This is a genomic window from Pseudomonas nitroreducens TX1 (genome assembly GCF_000313755.1).
Lineage (GTDB): Bacteria > Pseudomonadota > Gammaproteobacteria > Pseudomonadales > Pseudomonadaceae > Pseudomonas > Pseudomonas nitroreducens_A.
The window spans coordinates 35,859-53,073 of sequence record NZ_AMZB01000101.1 but is presented as its reverse complement, the minus strand read 5'-3'; the positions used below and the strand labels follow the sequence as shown (position 1 = coordinate 53,073).

Sequence of the window (17,215 nt, the reverse complement as noted above, 5' to 3'; positions counted from 1 at the left end):
GGTTGCCTCGCCAGCCCGATGGCGGCGGCTCAGCCCGCCAGCAGCCACGCCCCGGCGCCGGCCGAGGCCAGGCCAGCGAAACGCACCAGCGGCGCCGCGGCCTGCGGCAGCACGCGAACCAGACCATAACCCGCTGCATGCAGCGCGGCGGTCGCACCAACGAAGCCGGCGGCATACAGCCACGGGCTGCTCAGGTCCGGCAGTTCCAGCCCGTGCGCCACCCCGTGGGCGAGGGCGAACAGCGCCGTCGCGCCCATCGCCAGCAACAGCGGCGGACGCACCGCCAGCGACACGCACAGGCCCAGCGCCAGTACCGAAGCGGCAATGCCGGTCTCCATGAACGGCACCTGCAGCCCCTCGAAGCCGAGCAGCCCGCCCACCAGCATGGCCGCGACGAAGGTGCACGGCAGCGCCAGTCGCGCCGCGCCTCGCTGCTGCGCCGCCCAGAGGCCGACGGCGAACATCGCCAGCAAGTGATCGAGACCGGTGACGGGGTGTGCCAAGCCGGCGATCAGGCCATGGTCGCCGTGGCCGGGATGGGCGAAGGCCACCGCCGGGGTGAGGAACAGTGCGATGCTGTAGAGGGCTTTACGCAGGGTCATGGTCATTCCTTGGTCTGTGGGTCTGTTCAGGCTGCGGTCAGCAGGCCCTGGCGCTCGATGAAGGCGATGATCTCGGCCAGGCCCTGACCGGTCTTCTGGTTGCTGAACACGAACGGCTTGTCACCGCGCATGCGCGTGGCGTCCTGGTCCATCACTTCCAGGGAGGCACCCACCAGCGGGGCGAGGTCGATCTTGTTGATCACCAGCAGGTCGGACTTGCAGATGCCCGGCCCGCCCTTGCGCGGGATCTTGTCGCCGGCGGAGACGTCGATCACGTACAGCGTCAGGTCCGACAGCTCGGGGCTGAAGGTAGCCGAGAGGTTGTCGCCACCGGACTCCACCAGGATCAGGTCGAGGCCGGGGAAGCGGCGGTTGAGCTGGTCCACGGCTTCGAGGTTGATCGAGGCGTCCTCGCGGATCGCCGTGTGCGGGCAGCCGCCGGTTTCCACGCCGATGATCCGCTCCGGCTCCAACGCCTCGTTGCGCACCAGGAACTGCGCATCCTCCTGGGTGTAGATGTCGTTGGTGACCACGGCGATGTTGTAGCGCTGGCGCAGGGCGCGGCACAGCGCCAGGGTCAGGGCGGTCTTGCCGGAGCCCACCGGGCCGCCGATGCCGACGCGAAGAGGTTGAGAGTTCATGGCAGTTCTCCTAGGAGCGGAACAGACGGCTGTATTGGGTTTCGTGGTTCATGCTGGCCAGCGCCAGGCCGAAGGGCGCGCCGCCGTGGGGATCGTTTTCCAGCGCGGCCCGGCAGGCGGCGTCGAGCTCGGGAAGCAAGTGCGAGGTGAGCTTCTGCGCGGCCAGCTGGCCCAGCGGCAGGGTTTTCATCAGCACCGCCAGCTGGTTCTCCAGCCAGCTCCACAGCCAGGCACCGAGGGCCTGTTCCGGGGAAAGCCCCCAGGCGCGGGCGGCCAGCGCCCAGGCGGCGGCGAAGGAGGGTTCGGCCTGCTCGGCGAGCCACAGGCGAGCGGGTTCGTCCAGCTCGGGCAGGGCTTCGAGCAACTGGCCGAGGGAGAAGCCCATCTGCCGGTTCTCCAGCCCCAGCTCGCGGGTTTCGCGGCTGGCGCGATGGCGCTCGGCGGCATCGCGCAGGGCGTCCCAGTCGGCGCTCTGCGCGGCGCGCAGCAATTCGGCCAGCAGCGGGCCTTCGAAGCGCGCGAGGTTGAGATGCAGTTGATCGGCGAGCCAGGTGCGAGCTTCATCGGCGTCCTTCACCTGGCCCTGGTCGATGGCGCTTTCCAGCCCTTGCGAGTAGCTGTAGCCGCCGATGGGCAACTGCGGGCTGGCCAGGCGCAGCAGCGCCCAGGCGCTCGAAGATTCAGCCATGGGCGACGGCCTGTGCAGGTGCGCCGATCTGCCTCCTCTCCCTCCGGGAGAGGGCAGGACACTCGCGCAGGAGCATCACAACCGCACTCCGAACTGGTGCAGCTTCGGCGCGTAGTTGAACTCTTCCTCGCCATGGTGCGAGTGGTGATGTCCGCCGCCATAGGCCCCGTGCTCGGGCTGGAAGGGGGCTTCGATGGCCTCCACGGTGGCACCGAGCTGGTCGAGCATGGCCTTGAGCACGTAGTCGTCGAGCAGGCGCAGCCAGCCCTCGCCGACCTGCAGCGCGACGTGGCGGTTGCCCAGGTGATAGGCCGCGCGGTTCAGCTCGCGGGCGTTGGCGCAGGTGACGTGCAGCAATTTCTCGGGCGCCGCGCAGACGCGTACCACGCGGCCATCGTTGGCCAGCAGGCACTCGCCGTCGGCCAGCGGCGACTGGCCGCGCTCGAGGAACAGGCCGACGTCTTCACCGGTAAGGGTGAAGCAGCGCAGGCGGCTCTTGCTGCGCGCCTCGTAGTTCAGGCGCAACTCGGCGTCCCAGTGTTCGCGGGGTTCGATTCGTTGATGAATGACCAGCATGGCAGCGTCCGGCAGTAGCAATGGCGGTGCTACAGCAAGGGGCTTGCCAGCGTGGGTAGCCGTCAGGCTTGGCGCGGGCTGGAGCGCTTGTCCGAACGATCAGGAATGGCGTGCGCGCCCGACGATGGTGCGCACGAAAACGGTGCGCACCAAGGCGGGGCGGTGCGGATCTTTCCAGCAGCGAGCAAGCTCGCGAACCGCTTCACTGCAGAATTTGTTCGCGAGCAAGCTCGCTTCTACAGGTTTCGCGAGCAAGCTCGCTTCTACAGGTCGGGCAGGGTGCGAAGGGGCTGGCTCAGGGCCGCGAGCCGATGCCGGTCCAGTGCTTGGCGCCGATCATGATGAAGCGCAGCTGCTGGGTGATCTTGGCCTGGGGTGAAAGGTGCGTTGGCAGGCTGTCGGCCGGCGGGTCGATCAGCTCGGGAAGGGTGGCGAACACGGTCTTCACCACCAGGTCGGCGATCACGTCGATGTCCTGGGCGGTGAGGTGCGGCAGCTTGTTGAGCAGCACAAGGTCGGCGGCGAGGTCGTCGGTGATGCGCTGGCGCAGCTCGCCCACGGCCTGGCGGATCGGGTGCGAGCCGCCGTATTGCTCGCGGGCGAGAAAAAGGAACTGGGTGCGGTTGGCAGTCACCGCGTCAAGGAAGATGCGCACCGAGGCCTCGATCACGCCACCCAGCTCGAACTCGTTGTGGCGCACCACGCGCAGGGTTTTGCGGAAGGTCTCGTCGACGTCGGCGACCAGGGCGAGGCCGAGCTGGTCCATGTCGGTGAAGTGCCGGTAGAACCCGGCAGGCACGATGCCTGCCGCCTTCGCCACTTCCCGCAGGCTCAGGCTGCCGAAGCCGCGGCCGCTGTCCATCAGGCTGCGCGCGGCATCCATCAGGGCCAGGCGGGTCTGTTGTTTCTGTTCGGCGCGGGGAGTGGACATGAGGCACTGCTATCCAAGGCGAAGGCGCAGGCACTCTAGCAAATGCGAGCCGGCGCCGGGGAGGTTCCTGATCATTACAGTGAACAGATGTTGACTGAAAAGTTCGGGTCGTGCGATTTTAAGTGAACACATGTTTACTGTTTGGTACGCCTTCATGTCCCTGCTTCCCTTCGAGGGCCTGCGTTTCATCTCGCCCCTGCTGTCGCCGCTTCGCGCGCTGGTGCATAGCCAGTGGCTGCGCGAGTCGGATGTAGATGCCGTGCTGCGCGTGTGCAACCGTGGCTGGTCGTTGCGCCGGGTGTTCGCGCGGGTCGAGGCGCGGCGGTGGGTGGCGGACGACATGCTCGAACTGCGCCTGCGCCCCAACGCGCACTGGCGCGGCGCGCGGCCTGGCCAACACCTGCAGCTGTTCGTCGAGCGCGACGGTGTGCGCCACAGCCGCAGCTACAGTCTCACCCGGATCGCCGAGGACGGTTGCCTGGAGTTCGCGGTGAAGCGGCAACCGGGCGGACGGATTTCCACTTTCCTGCTGCAACAACTGTGCGTCGGCGAAATGCTGGAGCTTGGCCAGGCGGACGGCGACCTGAGCTGGCCGACCGATGACCAGGGGGTGCTGCTGCTGGCCGCAGGCAGTGGTCTGACACCCTTGCTCGGTCTGCTGCGCGAGGCACTGACGCGCGGTTACGGCGGCCCTGTCACGCTGCTGCACTACGTCCGCCAGCACGGCCAGAAGGCCTTCGTCGAGGGCCTTCAAGCGCTGGCGCGGCAATACCCCAACCTCGAGCTGCGCTGGGCACTGAGCGGCGATGCCGCGCTGGAGGGCGAGCTGTCCGGGCGTTTCCAGCGCGAGCACGTGGCCGATCTGGATGGTCGCCACGTACTGGTCTGCGGCCCCGGCGGATTTGTCGAAACCGTGCGCCAAGCGCTGGGGGCGAGCAGCCGCAGCCTGCAGGTCGAAAGCTTCAGTCCGCCGGCCTGGGGCGACCGCGAACCGGCGAAAGCCGTGAACCTGCGCTTCGCCCGCAGCGCACTGCAGGTGGCCGGCGACAGCCGCCGCAGCCTGCTGGAGCAGGCCGAGTCCCATGGACTGCGTCCGGTGCATGGCTGCCGCCAGGGCGTCTGCACCCGTTGTACCTGCACGCTGGTCAGCGGCTGCGTGCGCGACCTGCGCAGCGGCGAGCTGTTAAGCGAGCCCGGCCAGCCCATCCGCATTTGTGTCAGCGCGCCCCAGGGCGACCTGACTGTCGATCTCTGAATAGTCTGGAAGCCACCGCCATGCGTGAAGACCGCGACCTCAGCGCTGCCGAGCTGGCAGCCTTCGGTGCCGAACTGGACGCCCTGCGCCAGCGCACCCTGCATGATCTGGGCGAGAGCGACGCCCGCTACATCCGCCGCATCCGCGCGGCGGTGCGCTTCTGCTGCTGGAGTGGCCGCGCGCTGCTGATGGCCGGCTGGTTCCCGCCCACCTGGCTGCTGGGCACCTTCCTGCTCGGGCTGGGCAAGATCCTGGAGAACATGGAACTGGGCCATAACGTCATGCATGGCCAGTACGACTGGATGAACGACCCGGAATTCTCCGGGCGGCAGTACGAGTGGGACATCGTCGGCCCCGCGGATTTCTGGCGGCACACGCACAACCATGTGCATCACACCTACACCAATGTGCTGGGCATGGACGACGACGTGGGTTATGGCGTGGTGCGGCTGTTCCCCGAGCAGAAATGGAAGCCGTTCTATCGCTGGCAGCCGCTGTGGGTGACGTTGCAGGCGCTGCTGTTCCAGTACGCCGTGGCGGTGCAGCACCTGCGCCTGGACAAGTATGTTAAAGGGCGGATGAGCAAGGAGGAATTGCGCCCGCTGCTGCGCCAGTTCAACGCCAAGGTCGGCCGCCAGTGGGTGAAGGATTACGGGGTTTTCCCGCTGCTCGGGCTGTTCACCGGCGCTTTCGGCGCGGTGCTGCTGGGCAATGTGATCGCCAACCTCTTGCGCAACCTGTGGACCTTCACCGTGATCTTCTGCGGCCACTTCACCGAAAAGGCGGCGGTGTTCCCGCCCGAGGTGCTGCAGGGCGAGACGCGCGGCCACTGGTACCTGCGCCAGTTGCGCGGGTCGAGCAACCTGAAGGGCGGGCCGCTGTTCCATATCCTTACCGGCAACCTCAGCCACCAGATCGAGCATCACCTCTATCCGGACCTGCCGGCGCGCCGTTATGCGCAGCTGTCGAAGGCGGTGCAGGCGATTGCCGCGCGCTATGGCCAGACCTATAACAGCGGCCGGCTGTCGGCGCAGTTCGCCACGGTGCTCAAGCGCATCTGGGTTCACCGCCGGCCGACACAGCCGGCCATCGCCTGAGGCGAATCAGGCGCGACGGGTCAGCGGTGAGGCGATCTCTTCACGCAGGGCGCGCAGTTCGGCGGCGTCCAGGTTGAGATGATGGACGGCCTTGAGCAGCTTCTGTCGGAGCAGGTCATCCTGGACCTGTTCGACCGCCCGCATGACTTCAAGGGCCGTGGCTTCATTGTTGGCAGCGACGGCGTCAAGGGTCTTTCGCAGGCTACGGGTTGCGTGGTTCACGTGGTGTTCTCCTGAAAACTGCACGCACCCTACGACCTGAGTATTTCCAATAAATTTCAACAAGTTGCTTTCGGATGGACGGTCATGATGTCGCACCGGTGGCAACCCGCCCGCCCATTGCCCGCAGCAGGATGCGGATCGCCATCTCCCGACCGGGTCCCGGCGGGCGCGCGGCCGATAGCCGGCGGGCCGGCTGCCGACCATAATGCTTGGCGGTGCAGGCATGTGATCTTTGCCTCGCCGGCGCTGTCCGATGTCCGGACGGCCGGTTTCTGCCGCCACACCCTTCGTTCCTTTCTGCTGCCGGACCTGCCATGTTCAGCCCGCTCGTCACGTTCCCTGCACTCTATACCGCCACGCTGCTGATGCTCGCCGGCTCCGGCCTGTTCACCACCTACATGGGCCTGCGCCTGACCCAGGAAGGCGTCAGCGACCTCTGGGTCGGCGGCCTGATGGCGGCTTACTACTTCGGCCTGGTCTGTGGCGGCAAGTTCGGCCACAAGCTGATCGCCGGCTTCGGCCACATCCGCTCCTACGTCGCCTGTGCCGGCATGGCGACGGTGATCGTGCTGATCCACGCGCTGGTCTCGCAACTGGAGGTGTGGATCGTCCTGCGCTTTGTCATGGGCGCGGTGATGATGAACCAGTACATGGTGATCGAGAGCTGGCTCAACGAGCAGGCCGAAGGGCACCAGCGCGGCAAGGTGTTCGCCGGTTACATGGTGGCGGTGGACGCCGGCCTGGTGGTCGGCCAGGGCCTGCTGGCGCTGAGCCCGGCGCTGGATTACAAGCCGCTGCTGCTGGTCGCGATCTGCTTCTCCTCCTGCCTGATCCCGCTGGCGCTGACCCGTCGCGTGCACCCGGCCAAGCTGGTGGCGGCGCCGCTGGAGATCGGCTTCTTCTGGAAGCGCGTGCCGCAGTCGCTGGGCACCATCTTCGTCGCCGGCCTGATGGTCGGCGCCTTCTATGGCCTGGCGCCGGTGTATGCAGCGCGCAACGGCCTGGACACCGCGCAGTCGAGCTTCTTCGTCGGCATGTGCATTGTCGCCGGCTTCTGCGCTCAGTGGCCGTTGGGCTGGTTGTCCGACCGCGTCAACCGCAGCTGGCTGATCCGCGTCAACGCCCTGCTGCTGTGCCTGGCCGCAGTGCCGATGTGGGGGCTGATCGAGTTGCCGTACACCTTGCTGCTGGTGAACGGTTTCGTCACCGGCATGCTGTTGTTCACCCTCTATCCGCTGGCCGTGGCCTTGGGCAACGACCACGTCGAGCAGTCCCGGCGGGTGGCGCTATCGGCCATGCTGCTGACCACTTACGGCGTCGGCGCCTGTATCGGCCCGCTGTTTGCCGGCGCGATGATGCGCCACTTCGGGCCGGGCATGTTCTACATGCTGGTGTCGGCCTATGCGTTGATCCTGATCTTCTGGGTGCAGCCCAAGCGCGTGACCGGTGTGCACCGTGTCGACGAGGCGCCGCTGCATCACGTGGCCATGCCCGACACCGTCAGCCCGATGGCGGCTGCGCTGGACCCGCGTGTCGAGGAGGTGCCGGAGGAGCTGGTGGTGGAGGCGCCAGCGAGCATCGGCCGCTCCGATGGCGAGCCGGATGCAGGCGAGACGAAACACTGATCGGATTGCGCCAGCGCAGAAATGAGAAAGCCCGGCAGATGCCGGGCTTTTCTTTCGCCTGTTCGGCGTATTTCGTGCCGATCAGGAAACACGCTTGAGGTGGGCGTCGAACACGGTGTCACCACCGGACTCGGCGACCATGTTGCCGTGCAGCTTGTCGATGGTGTGCTCGGAGCCGTTCTCGGCTACGCGGACGTCATCCATCTGCTTGTGCAGGCGGTCGATGGTGCGCTCGGAGCCGTTGTCGGCGACGCGGGCCTCGTCCATTTGCTTGTGCAGGCGGTCAATGGTGCGTTCGGAACCGTTGTCGGCGACGCGGGCCTCGTCCATTTGCTTGTGCAGGCGGTCGATGGTGCGTTCGGAACCGTTATCGGCGACGCGACCTTCACCCATCTGCTTGTGCAGGCGATCGATGGTGCGCTCGGCGCCGTTGGCGGCAACGCGGGCTTCGGCGCTCTGTTGCTGGAGCTGCTCGGTGCTGCGCGGGCCGTTGTTGAGGATGGCCGGGGCGGCGAAGACGGCGCTGGCGGTCATCAGGGAAGTCAGTGCAAGGCTGAGGGCGATCTTGGTTTTCATGGGGTGTGGCTCCGAAAGGGGGGCGGAATGTTTTGGCTACAGGGTTATTTTCCCTTCGGATAAATCGATTTAAAAACGATGCTGGGTAATACAGAGCATCAGTGTTGTCGATTATTTAGCCGGCTAATTTCAACTATCGCCGTCAATGATGGAACGACGAAAACCGCTCTAGGGCGGCGTTTTCAAGCATGCTTGAGCAGCTTTCAGGCAAGATGCCGTTACAAATCGCGGCTGGCCTGATATCGATGGCGGGGTTGCGCGGGTTTCGAGCGATAAGAAAGCCCGGCGGGACCGGGCTTTTCTCTCACCTTGCGGTGTACTGCCTGGAGCTTCATGCCTTCAGGTGGGCATCGAAGACGGTATCGCCACCGGATTCGGCCACCATGTTGCTGTGCAGTTGGTCGACGGTGTGCTCGGAACCGTTTTCGGCAACGCTCATGTCGCTGTGCAGACGGTCGATGGTTTTGCTCGAGCCGTTTTCAGCTACGCCCAGTTGCTTGTGCAGGCGGTCGACGGTCTGGCTGGAGCCATTCTCGGCGACGCTCATTGCCTGATGCAGGCGGTCAACCGACTGGCTCGAACCGTTTTCTGCAACGCTCATCTCGCTGTGCAGCCGGTCGATGGTTTGGCTCGAGCCGTTTTCAGCTACGCCCAGTTGCTTGTGCAGGCGGTCGACGGTCTGGCTGGAGCCATTCTCGGCGACGCTCATTGCCTGATGCAGGCGGTCAACCGACTGGCTCGAACCGTTTTCTGCAACGCTCATCTCGCTGTGCAGCCGGTCGATGGTTTGGCTCGAACCGTTTTCAGCCACGCCCAGTTGCTTGTGGAGGCGTTCGACGGTCTGGCTGGAGCCATTCTCGGCCACGTTCATTTTCTGGATCAGGCGATCGACCGACTGGCTGGAACCGTTTTCGGCGATACGGGCCTTGGCCGCGTCCAGCAGTTTCTGCTGTTGACCCAGGCTGCGTTCGGCGCCTTCCTGAACCAGAACCTGGGTCTGGCTGGCATTGATTACAGGGGAGTCCTGCTGGGAGCCGGCGAAAGCGGCATTGGCAGCAAGTACGGAGAGGGCAAAGCCAAGTACGAGGGTGCGTTTCATGATGCGGCTCCAGAAAGAGTGGGGAGTTCGTTGGACACGGGCTCAGTATCTGTTCTGGATTATCGATTGGAAAACGATGCCGGAAGATAGTCGCTATCGATGCCGATGATTGTTATAAAAATACTTATAAATCAGGTATTTATTTTTTAATAATGACTTGTATCAATGCCTTCGATGGGCGATATCGCTGTGATTGTTAGTATCGTATTTATAGATACTTTGTGAGGCGCTGGCGAGGAAAGGCTCTGGGATAAGGGTTGGCGGCCACCAGGCCCAGGAGTCTGATGGGGTGCACGGATGTCCCAGGGATTCGTAGGAGGGGGCTCCGTCCGGGACAGGCCCGCCGCCGGAGGAAAGCATCGCGGTTGTTTCCGCTCCCACGGTGGCCTCCGGCGCCGGCGCCAACAGCACGAAGCCCGGCCGGAGCCGGGCTTCGATGAGGTCAGGAGAGGGTTACTTCAGGTCTTGCAGGATGTCCGCCATGTCGTCGGCGTGCTCTTCTTCCTGGGCGAGGATCTCCTCGAACAGCCGGCGCGTCGTCGGATCGGCATCGCCCAGGTAGACGATGATCTCGCGGTAGCTGTCGATGGCGATGCGCTCGGCGACCAGGTTCTCAGTGACCATTTCGCGCAGGTTGGCGCCGGCCACGTATTCGGCATGGGAGCGCTGGGTCAGCCCGTTTGGGTTGAAGTCCGGCTCACCGCCCAGCTGCATGATGCGCTCGGCCAGCTGGTCGGCGTGCTGCAGTTCCTGGCCGGCGTGTTCGAGAAATTCGGCGGCGGCCACGCTCGCCTTCAGGCCGGTGGCCATGAAGTAGTGGCGCTTGTAGCGCAGGTAGCAGACCAGTTCGGTGGCCAGCGCCTCGTTGAGCAGCCGCAGTACGGTCTGCCGGTCGGCCTGGTAGCCCTCGGTCACGGCGCCTTCTTCTATGTTGCGGCGCGCTCGTTCGCGCAGGGTCTGGACGTCGCTCAGTTGTGCCTGGTTCATCAGTTGTCTCCTTACGGCGGGCCTTGTGACGGGCCGGCGCTGCGTTGGCGCGCGGCGCGAATCGGGTCACAAGGGATGTGAGTCCTGGTGGCGCCGGAAAGTTTGGTTTTTTTGCCTGGCTGTTTGCCGTGCTGCGATTGTCTTGCAGTTAACGGGAGCCATCGGCTGGCTATGCTGGTCCAAGACCACAGGCCAAGGGAGAATGCCGGCCCGGCATGCTCAGGCGGCCGACGATTATCGGCAGCGGCGCGGGGGCTCCGCTGCTTCCACCGACGCGGCAAGCAGGGAGTTTTCGGATATGACGCGCGGGAAAAGAATCTGCCTTTGGGTCTTCCTCGGTATCCTCGCGGTGATCGCTGCACTGGTGGTCTTCATCGCCACCTTCGACTGGAACCGGCTGAAGCCGACCATCAATGAGAAAGTGTCCACTGAGTTGGGCCGCACCTTCGCCATCAACGGCGACCTGCAGGTTTTCTGGCGCACGGAACCCGCAGAAGGCGGCTGGCGTGCCTATGTGCCGTGGCCGCATTTCAGCGCCGCCGATATCACCCTGGGCAACCCCGACTGGGCGGCCGGCAAGACGCACTCGGCGCTTTCGGGCAAGAACCTGTTCGCCAGCCTGGAGAAGGTGGAGTTCCGGCTCGCCCCGTTGCCGCTGCTGTGGCAGACCGTGCGCATTCCGCAGATCGTCCTCACCCGACCCAGCGCCGATCTCCTGCGGCTCGCGGATGGGCGGGCGACCTGGACCTTCGAGTTGCCGAAGAAAGAAGAGGACCCCGACGCCCTGCCCGAGAAGTCCTCGTGGACGCTGGACATCGGCGAGATCGGCTTCGACAAGGGCAGCGTCACCCTCGATGACCAGACCCTGAAGACCCGCCTGGAGCTGGTGGTTGATCCGCTTGGCAAGCCGGTACCCTTCGGCCAGCTGGCGGGCAAGGCGCTGGCCGGCGGCGAGAGGGCCGGCACCCAGGACTACGTGTTCGGCTGGAAGCTCAAGGGCCAGTACAAGGGACTCCCGCTCAGTGGCTCCGGCAAGGTCGGTGGCATGCTCGCCCTGCAGGATGCGGCCCGGCCCTTCCCGGTGCAGGCCGATGTGTCTGCCGGCAGCACGCGTGCGAGCATCGTCGGCACGCTGGTCGACCCGCTGAACCTCGGTGCCCTGGACCTGCGCCTGAAGCTGGCCGGGACCAGCATGGCCAATCTCTTTCCGCTCACCGGCGTGACCCTGCCCGATACCCCGGCCTACGCGACCGATGGCCGCTTGAAGGCGGAGCTGCACGATCCCGCCGGTGCGCAATTCCACTACGAGAACTTCAACGGCAAGGTCGGTGACAGCGACCTGCATGGCGACCTGCTGTTCGTCAATCGCCAGCCGCGGCCCAAGCTCTCCGGAAAGCTGCGTTCCGAGCAGTTGCGCATGGCCGACCTCGGCCCGCTGATCGGCGCCGATTCCAACAAGGAGAAACAGGCGCGTGGCCAGAGCACCCGCCAGCCGGCGGACAAAGTGCTGCCGGTGGAAGAGTTCCGCACCGACCGTTGGCGCGCCATGGACGCCGACGTGGAGTTCACCGGCAAGCGCATCGTGCACAGCGACAAGCTGCCGATCAGCGACCTCTATACCCATCTGGTGCTCAATGACGGTCTGCTGACCCTGGAGCCGCTGCGCTTCGGCGTGGCCGGCGGCACGCTGGATTCGCACATCCGCCTGGACGGCGGCAAGACGCCGCTGCAGAGCAGGGTCCAGTTGCAGGCGCGCAGCTTCAAGCTCAAGGAGCTGTTTCCCAGCTTTGCGCCGATGCAGTCCAGCTTCGGCGAACTGAACGGCGACGCGGCCCTCACCGGCACCGGCAACTCGGTGGCGACCATCCTGGCGGGCGCCAACGGCGAGATGAAGCTGCTGATCAACGATGGCCGAATCAGCCGCAGCCTGATGGAAATCGCCGGGCTCAACGTGGGCAACTACGTGGTGAACAAGCTGTTCGGCGACGACGAGGTGAAGATCAACTGCGCCGCTGCGGACGTGGATATTACCAATGGCCTGGCCAAGCCGCGGCTGTTCGCCTTCGACACCGAGAACGCGTTTATCACGGTGGACGGCACGGCGAACTTTGCCAGCGAACAACTCGACCTGGACATCACCCCGCAGAGCAAGGGCGTGCGCATCTTCTCGCTGCGCTCACCGCTCTATGTGCAAGGCACTTTCAAGAGTCCCAGGGCAGGCGTGCATGTGGTGCCGCTGGCGGCGCGTGGCGCGGGGATGGTCGCCCTGGGCGTGGCGGTCGCCCCGGCGGCGGCGCTGCTGGCGCTGATCGCGCCGAGCAAGCAGGACGACAACCAGTGTGCCGCGCTGCTGCAGCAGATGAAGCAGCCGTCGAAGGCGCCGGCACCGGCGAAGCGCAAGTGAGGGCGATGGGGAACTGTAGGAGCGAACTTGCTCGCGAACCGCCTTGCAGCGAAGGTGTTCGCGAGCAAGCTCGTTCCTACGAAAAGCCGGATCGGTCGCTATGAAGCGTATAACGCCCTAGATGTTACGCGCTCCGATTGGTGGTTCAGTAAATCGGGATGTAGAGATCGGTCTCCGACGCCGGGTCCTGCGGGCCGAGGAAGCGCTCGGTGTAACGCTCAAGGTCCACGCCTTTCTTCGGCTCCAGGCCGTGGCGCGACAGCAGGCTGGAATAGATGGCCTGGAAACTGTCGGCGATGGCGGTGACCGGGCCAATGTGGGTGAACACCGCGTACTTCTGCGCCGGTACCTGGAAGCTCACCATGCCCTCGGGAATGTCGGCGCCGGGCGCCACCGGCAGGCCGGCGATATAGTGGAACTCGCCGCCCGGCAGTTGAGTGCAGACGCCATAGGCGGTCTTGTCCGTCGCGCTGGCCGCGACTTCCTGCTCGCGTGGCAGAAAGCGTTGCCACAGCTGGCCGATACTGTCGTCCTGCGTACTGCCACGGTAGTCCATGCCCACCACTTCGAAGGCGGGCAATTCGATGATGCGGTATTTCATGGTCGGCTCCTGAGGTCGCTGCTGGGATGATAGATGGCCACCGAGTGGTGGGAACATCCCGGCGTCCGTGATCGTGGCGCTGTGACAGGAAAGGTTGCCGAATGAAAAGGCCCCCGCCGATGGGCGAGGGCCTTGTGGTCACACCGGGAGCACCGTCACGGCTGGGCATCGCGCTCGTGGCGGTCGAGTTCGGAACAGGTCATGAAGCCCGACCCATCCACCCGGCCACTGCCGTCGAAACTCACGTAGAAAGGCTGTTGCTGCCCGTCCTTGCTGAGAATGTAGCTGTTGCAGCTGCCCGGCTTCATCAGGCGTTTCTGCGTGGAGGACGGCGTGCCGCCGATCTTCAGGACTTCTTCCTGGCTCATCCCCTTCTCGACGTTGCGCACCAGCGGCTGGTCGCGGAAGGTGATGTAGTTGACCGGGTTCTGCACCTTGGTGGAAGCGCAGCCCGCCACCGAGGCCAGTACCAACAGCGCCAGCAGTGATCGCTTGTACATGGTGTTCTCCTTGGTTGAGCAACTCACTCGCTCAAGTTTGAGCCACCTGAGCGCGCGGACGTTCAAGAAATCTGCGTGCTGTGATCGCGGCCGCCTTTACTCGCTGGCTTTGAGTGCGTCCTCCAGCCGCTGCTGGTTCTGCACATTGGCCGCATCGACCTGCTGCTTGAGCTGCTGCATCTGCTGCTGGGCCTGTTGCGCCTGCTGGGCCTGCAGGTTGGCGGTGGTGGCCGCGGTGGCGGCGGTCTCGCCCAGGCCGCAGGCGGACAACGCGGCGGACAGGAGCAGCAGGCTGGTCAGTTGGAGGGGGCGCATGGCGGGCTCCGAGCGCGAGGGGTATACCGCCACACTAGCGCATGGCGGCCGTTGCGTCAGTGAGCCGCTGCTCAGCCGTAGCGCTTCATCGCCTCGATGGCCAGGCCATTGCCGATGCCGCCAAAGCGGTCGCCGTCGATGTGGCGGGCGTTGGGCAGCATCGCCGCCACGCTCTGGCGCAGCGCCGGCACGCCGGAGGAGCCGCCGGTGAAGAACACAGTGTCGACCCGCGCCGGGTCTACGTCAGCCGCGCTCAGCAGCTCGCTGATGCTGCCGCGCACGCGCTCCAGCAGCGGGCCGATGGCACTTTCGAACAGTTCGCGGCTCAGCTCGGCTACCAGGCCGGCTTCGATGCGCGCCAGGTCGATGTCGCGGCGCTCGGTGTCGGACAGCTCGATCTTGCTGGCTTCCACCTGCATCGCCAGCCAGTGGCCGGCGCGCTGCTCGATGAGCTTGAACAGGCGGTCGATGCCGGTGGCGTCGACGATGTCGTAGCGCATGTTCTGCAGCGCCAGCTGGGACTTCTGCGCGTACACCGCGTTGATGGTGTGCCAGGTGGCAAGGTTGAGGTGGTAGCTGGTCGGCATGAAGGCGTCGCTCTTCATCTTGCTGCCGTAGCCGAACAGCGGCATCACGCCCTGGATGCTCAGCTGCTTGTCGAAGTCGGTACCGCCGATGTGCACGCCGCCGGTGGCGAGGATGTCGCCCTGGCGGTCGGCCACTTCGCGGCGCTCCGGCGACAGGCGCACGAGTGAGAAGTCCGAGGTACCACCACCGATGTCGACGATCAGCACCAGTTCTTCACGTGCAATGCTGCGCTCGTAGTCGAAGGCCGCGGCAAGCGGTTCGTACTGGAAGGAGACATCCTTGAAGCCGAGCTTCTGCGCCACGGCCACCAGGGTGTCCTGGGCTTCCTGGTCGGCCTTGGGATCGTCGTCGACGAAGAACACCGGACGACCCAGCACGACGGACTCGAACTCGCGCCCGGCGACCGTTTCGGCGCGCTTCTTCAGTTCGCCGATGAACAGCCCGAGCAGATCCTTGAACGGCATGGCGCTGCCCAGCACGGTGGTCTCGCTTTTCAACAGCGAGGAGCCCAGCAGGCTTTTCAGCGAGCGCATCAGGCGGCCTTCGTAGCCTTCCAGGTATTCGTGCAGGGCCATGCGGCCGTATACCGGACGGCGCTCCTCGACATTGAAGAAGATCACCGAGGGCAGGGTGATCTTATCGTCTTCCAGGGCGATCAGCGGTTCGCTGTCCGGACGCCACCAGCCGACGGTGGAGTTGGAGGTGCCGAAGTCGATGCCCAGGGCGCGGGCCGCAGTGGTCGGGAACATGATGCGGAGTGTCCGGAGAAAAAACGGCCGCGCAGTGTACGCGAGTGTCTGCCGAAATTCAGGGTATCCGTCGGAAGACTATGGTGGCAAAGAGGGCTTGGGGAGTAGCTTGTAGTTTTGCTACATTGTGTTCCTGTAGTTTTCCTACAAGAGTTTTCCACTATCTGATTTCCGTTCTCCCACCCCGTACCAGCCGTTGGATCCCACCATGCACAGAGCCTCCTTCCACGAATTGCGCAAGGATTTCCGCGCCTTACTGAATTCTTCAGCCTGCTATCACACCGCTTCGGTGTTCGACCCCATGTCGGCACGCATCGCCGGCGACCTGGGTTTCGAAGTAGGTATCCTGGGCGGTTCTGTAGCTTCACTACAAGTTCTGGCGGCGCCTGATTTCGCGCTGATCACCCTGAGCGAATTCACCGAGCAAGCCACCCGCATCGGTCGCGTCGCCCGACTGCCGGTGATTGCCGATGCCGACCACGGCTACGGCAACGCGCTGAACACCATGCGCACCATCGTCGAGCTGGAACGCGCCGGCGTGGCCGCGCTGACCATCGAGGATACCCTGCTGCCCGCGCAGTTCGGCCGTAAGTCCACTGACCTGATCCCGGTCGAGGAGGGCGTCGGCAAGATCCGCGCGGCGCTGGAAGCGCGCATCGATTCGGAAATGGCGATCATTGCCCGCACCAATGCCGAAGTGCTGGAGGTGGACGACGTGATCCGCCGCACCCTGGCCTACCAGGCCGCTGGCGCCGATGGCATCTGCATGGTCGGCATCCGCGACTTCGACCACCTGGAGGCCATCTCCCGCCACCTGTCCGTGCCGCTGATGCTGGTGTCCTACGGCAACCCCGAGCTGCGCGATGACGCGCGCCTGGCCGAGCTGGGCGTGCGCATCGTGGTCGACGGTCACGCCGCTTACTTTGCCGCGATCAAGGCCACCTATGACTGCCTGCGCGAGCAGCGCGGCGTGCATGCCTCCGACCTGACCGCTTCGGAGCTGGCGAAGAAGTACACGCTGCCCGAGGAGTACCAGATCTGGGCCCGCGAATACATGGAAGTGAAAGAGTAAGGTCGCGCCGCAGTTCCCCGGAACATCAGCTCTGGGGGAGATAGCGCGTGAGGTATTCGATCTGCGCGTTGAACGGGTAGAGCAGGGTGCCCGAGGGGCCTTCGGCTTTGCGCAGATAGGTCCAGCGCATCAGCAGCGCGTCTCGCTCGTTGCCGGCTGGCATGGCCTCGAGCTGGGACTGGATGTCTTGCTGCAATGCCAGGATCCGCTGCGACTCTTCATCGGCCGACTCGCCCAACAGCTTGCCGTTGGCCTTGCGCGCTTCCAGTAGTGCCAGCTCGCGCAGGTCGATGTGCAGCTTGGAAGAGGTGTCTGCACCGGCTTCCAGGAAGCTGTCGAACAATTGGGCCACCTCGCGGGTTTGCCGGACGGCGGTGGGCAGGTCGCCCCCTTTCTTGTTGTACGCATCCCGTACCTTGGCGAGCGTCTGCTGATAGAGCGCCCAGATGTCCTTGAGGGCGGTGGCGTTGCGCTGGGCGGCGAGCTTGTCGGCAAAGGTCGTGCCCAGATTGTCGAGGCGCGTCAGGAACCGTTCATCGCCGGTGGCGCTGTACAGCAGCAGATAGCGTTCGATGTCCTGCATCAACGGATCGGTGGTGAGCCTTTCCGGCTCGCCCGCCAGCGCGGTTGCGGCGGTGGTTGAAAGCAGCAGGCAGCTCAGCAGCGCGGAGAGGCGGCGCATGATAT

General features: G+C 65.0%; 19 protein-coding genes. 5 read left to right on the top strand and 14 right to left on the bottom strand.

Features of this window, described 5'->3' with window-relative positions; genetic code table 11:
- Nucleotides 1-29: 29 nt before the first annotated feature.
- The 5 genes from C167_RS0110505 to C167_RS0110485 all read right to left on the bottom strand — a co-directional run bounded on the left by C167_RS0110505 (nt 30) and on the right by C167_RS0110485 (nt 3,438).
- Entirely contained in the window at nt 30-602 is a 573-nt protein-coding gene (locus C167_RS0110505; RefSeq protein ID WP_017518233.1) for a HupE/UreJ family protein, read from the bottom strand.
- Between the two features lie 26 nt (nt 603-628).
- Nucleotides 629-1,243, bottom strand: a complete 615-nt coding sequence (ureG, locus tag C167_RS0110500; protein ID WP_017518232.1) for an urease accessory protein UreG — start codon at nt 1,241-1,243, stop codon at nt 629-631.
- 10 nt (nt 1,244-1,253) lie between these two features.
- Nucleotides 1,254-1,931: an urease accessory protein UreF gene (locus C167_RS0110495; RefSeq protein WP_017518231.1), complete on the bottom strand. Its 678-nt coding sequence runs from the start codon at nt 1,929-1,931 to the stop codon at nt 1,254-1,256.
- Between the two features lie 75 nt (nt 1,932-2,006).
- Nucleotides 2,007-2,507 carry an urease accessory protein UreE gene (gene ureE, locus C167_RS0110490; RefSeq protein WP_017518230.1) on the bottom strand — a complete coding sequence of 167 codons (501 nt, stop codon included), beginning with the start codon at nt 2,505-2,507 and terminating at the stop codon, nt 2,007-2,009.
- A 295-nt stretch (nt 2,508-2,802) separates the two neighbouring features.
- Nucleotides 2,803-3,438, bottom strand: a complete 636-nt coding sequence (locus tag C167_RS0110485; protein ID WP_017518229.1) for a TetR family transcriptional regulator — start codon at nt 3,436-3,438, stop codon at nt 2,803-2,805.
- A 154-nt stretch (nt 3,439-3,592) separates the two neighbouring features.
- Between C167_RS0110485 and C167_RS0110480 the strand changes: the two genes are divergently transcribed.
- Both C167_RS0110480 and C167_RS0110475 read left to right on the top strand, forming a co-directional pair.
- A complete protein-coding gene (locus C167_RS0110480) occupies nt 3,593-4,693 on the top strand; it encodes a ferredoxin reductase (protein ID WP_017518228.1) in 1,101 nt (366 codons plus the stop codon).
- A 20-nt stretch (nt 4,694-4,713) separates the two neighbouring features.
- On the top strand, nt 4,714-5,790 hold the full coding sequence (locus C167_RS0110475) for a fatty acid desaturase family protein (protein ID WP_017518227.1): 1,077 nt from the start codon (nt 4,714-4,716) through the stop codon (nt 5,788-5,790).
- A gap of 6 nt (nt 5,791-5,796) precedes the next feature.
- Here C167_RS0110475 and C167_RS0110470 read toward each other — a convergent pair whose 3' ends face one another.
- Nucleotides 5,797-6,012: a hypothetical protein gene (locus C167_RS0110470; RefSeq protein WP_017518226.1), complete on the bottom strand. Its 216-nt coding sequence runs from the start codon at nt 6,010-6,012 to the stop codon at nt 5,797-5,799.
- Between the two features lie 314 nt (nt 6,013-6,326).
- Here C167_RS0110470 and C167_RS0110465 point away from each other — a divergent pair, with 314 nt between their 5' ends.
- Complete coding sequence (locus C167_RS0110465) at nt 6,327-7,637, top strand: MFS transporter (protein ID WP_017518225.1); 1,311 nt, start codon at nt 6,327-6,329, stop codon at nt 7,635-7,637.
- An 81-nt stretch (nt 7,638-7,718) separates the two neighbouring features.
- On the opposite strand, the gene C167_RS0110460 is transcribed toward C167_RS0110465, so the two are convergent.
- The 3 genes from C167_RS0110460 to C167_RS0110450 all read right to left on the bottom strand — a co-directional run bounded on the left by C167_RS0110460 (nt 7,719) and on the right by C167_RS0110450 (nt 10,299).
- Nucleotides 7,719-8,213 (bottom strand): hypothetical protein, encoded by a 495-nt coding sequence (locus C167_RS0110460; RefSeq protein ID WP_017518224.1) that lies wholly within the window; start codon nt 8,211-8,213, stop codon nt 7,719-7,721.
- A gap of 331 nt (nt 8,214-8,544) precedes the next feature.
- Nucleotides 8,545-9,312: a hypothetical protein gene (locus tag C167_RS0110455; protein ID WP_017518223.1), complete on the bottom strand. Its 768-nt coding sequence runs from the start codon at nt 9,310-9,312 to the stop codon at nt 8,545-8,547.
- A 453-nt stretch (nt 9,313-9,765) separates the two neighbouring features.
- Nucleotides 9,766-10,299, bottom strand: coding sequence for a ferritin-like domain-containing protein (locus C167_RS0110450; RefSeq protein WP_017518222.1), 534 nt, complete (start codon nt 10,297-10,299; stop codon nt 9,766-9,768).
- A gap of 298 nt (nt 10,300-10,597) precedes the next feature.
- Between C167_RS0110450 and C167_RS0110445 the strand changes: the two genes are divergently transcribed.
- Complete coding sequence (locus C167_RS0110445) at nt 10,598-12,703, top strand: AsmA family protein (protein ID WP_017518221.1); 2,106 nt, start codon at nt 10,598-10,600, stop codon at nt 12,701-12,703.
- Nucleotides 12,704-12,848: 145 nt separating this feature from the next.
- On the opposite strand, the gene C167_RS0110440 is transcribed toward C167_RS0110445, so the two are convergent.
- From C167_RS0110440 to C167_RS0110425, 4 genes are all read right to left on the bottom strand, one after another.
- Nucleotides 12,849-13,304 carry a GyrI-like domain-containing protein gene (locus C167_RS0110440; RefSeq protein WP_017518220.1) on the bottom strand — a complete coding sequence of 152 codons (456 nt, stop codon included), beginning with the start codon at nt 13,302-13,304 and terminating at the stop codon, nt 12,849-12,851.
- A gap of 155 nt (nt 13,305-13,459) precedes the next feature.
- Nucleotides 13,460-13,804, bottom strand: coding sequence for an osmotically-inducible lipoprotein OsmE (gene osmE / locus C167_RS0110435; RefSeq protein WP_017518219.1), 345 nt, complete (start codon nt 13,802-13,804; stop codon nt 13,460-13,462).
- Between the two features lie 96 nt (nt 13,805-13,900).
- Entirely contained in the window at nt 13,901-14,119 is a 219-nt protein-coding gene (locus C167_RS32405; protein ID WP_017518218.1) for a hypothetical protein, read from the bottom strand.
- A 71-nt stretch (nt 14,120-14,190) separates the two neighbouring features.
- The gene (locus C167_RS0110425; protein WP_017518217.1) at nt 14,191-15,456 is read right to left on the bottom strand and encodes an Hsp70 family protein; all 1,266 of its coding nucleotides are present in this window, start codon (nt 15,454-15,456) and stop codon (nt 14,191-14,193) included.
- Between the two features lie 208 nt (nt 15,457-15,664).
- Here C167_RS0110425 and C167_RS0110420 point away from each other — a divergent pair, with 208 nt between their 5' ends.
- Nucleotides 15,665-16,528, top strand: coding sequence for an isocitrate lyase/PEP mutase family protein (locus tag C167_RS0110420; protein ID WP_017518216.1), 864 nt, complete (start codon nt 15,665-15,667; stop codon nt 16,526-16,528).
- Between the two features lie 25 nt (nt 16,529-16,553).
- Here the strand turns inward: C167_RS0110420 and C167_RS0110415 are convergent, their stop codons facing one another.
- Complete coding sequence (locus C167_RS0110415) at nt 16,554-17,210, bottom strand: hypothetical protein (RefSeq protein WP_017518215.1); 657 nt, start codon at nt 17,208-17,210, stop codon at nt 16,554-16,556.
- Between the last annotated feature and the right edge of the window lie 5 nt (nt 17,211-17,215).

Excerpts from the sequence above, each read along its gene's own strand:
- osmE (WP_017518219.1), bottom strand. The coding sequence starts at position 13,804 with ATGTACAAGCGATCACTGCTGGCGCTGTTGGTACTGGCCTCGGTGGCG.
- C167_RS0110495 (WP_017518231.1), bottom strand. The coding sequence starts at position 1,931 with ATGGCTGAATCTTCGAGCGCCTGGGCGCTGCTGCGCCTGGCCAGCCCG.
- C167_RS0110415 (WP_017518215.1), bottom strand. The coding sequence starts at position 17,210 with ATGCGCCGCCTCTCCGCGCTGCTGAGCTGCCTGCTGCTTTCAACCACC.
- C167_RS0110475 (WP_017518227.1), top strand. The coding sequence starts at position 4,714 with ATGCGTGAAGACCGCGACCTCAGCGCTGCCGAGCTGGCAGCCTTCGGT.
- C167_RS0110455 (WP_017518223.1), bottom strand. The coding sequence starts at position 9,312 with ATGAAACGCACCCTCGTACTTGGCTTTGCCCTCTCCGTACTTGCTGCC.
- C167_RS32405 (WP_017518218.1), bottom strand. The coding sequence starts at position 14,119 with ATGCGCCCCCTCCAACTGACCAGCCTGCTGCTCCTGTCCGCCGCGTTG.
- C167_RS0110460 (WP_017518224.1), bottom strand. The coding sequence starts at position 8,213 with ATGAAAACCAAGATCGCCCTCAGCCTTGCACTGACTTCCCTGATGACC.
- C167_RS0110440 (WP_017518220.1), bottom strand. The coding sequence starts at position 13,304 with ATGAAATACCGCATCATCGAATTGCCCGCCTTCGAAGTGGTGGGCATG.
- C167_RS0110480 (WP_017518228.1), top strand. The coding sequence starts at position 3,593 with ATGTCCCTGCTTCCCTTCGAGGGCCTGCGTTTCATCTCGCCCCTGCTG.
- C167_RS0110420 (WP_017518216.1), top strand. The coding sequence starts at position 15,665 with ATGCACAGAGCCTCCTTCCACGAATTGCGCAAGGATTTCCGCGCCTTA.
- C167_RS0110485 (WP_017518229.1), bottom strand. The coding sequence starts at position 3,438 with ATGTCCACTCCCCGCGCCGAACAGAAACAACAGACCCGCCTGGCCCTG.
- ureG (WP_017518232.1), bottom strand. The coding sequence starts at position 1,243 with ATGAACTCTCAACCTCTTCGCGTCGGCATCGGCGGCCCGGTGGGCTCC.
- ureE (WP_017518230.1), bottom strand. The coding sequence starts at position 2,507 with ATGCTGGTCATTCATCAACGAATCGAACCCCGCGAACACTGGGACGCC.
- C167_RS0110425 (WP_017518217.1), bottom strand. The coding sequence starts at position 15,456 with ATGTTCCCGACCACTGCGGCCCGCGCCCTGGGCATCGACTTCGGCACC.
- C167_RS0110450 (WP_017518222.1), bottom strand. The coding sequence starts at position 10,299 with ATGAACCAGGCACAACTGAGCGACGTCCAGACCCTGCGCGAACGAGCG.
- C167_RS0110465 (WP_017518225.1), top strand. The coding sequence starts at position 6,327 with ATGTTCAGCCCGCTCGTCACGTTCCCTGCACTCTATACCGCCACGCTG.
- C167_RS0110505 (WP_017518233.1), bottom strand. The coding sequence starts at position 602 with ATGACCCTGCGTAAAGCCCTCTACAGCATCGCACTGTTCCTCACCCCG.
- C167_RS0110445 (WP_017518221.1), top strand. The coding sequence starts at position 10,598 with ATGACGCGCGGGAAAAGAATCTGCCTTTGGGTCTTCCTCGGTATCCTC.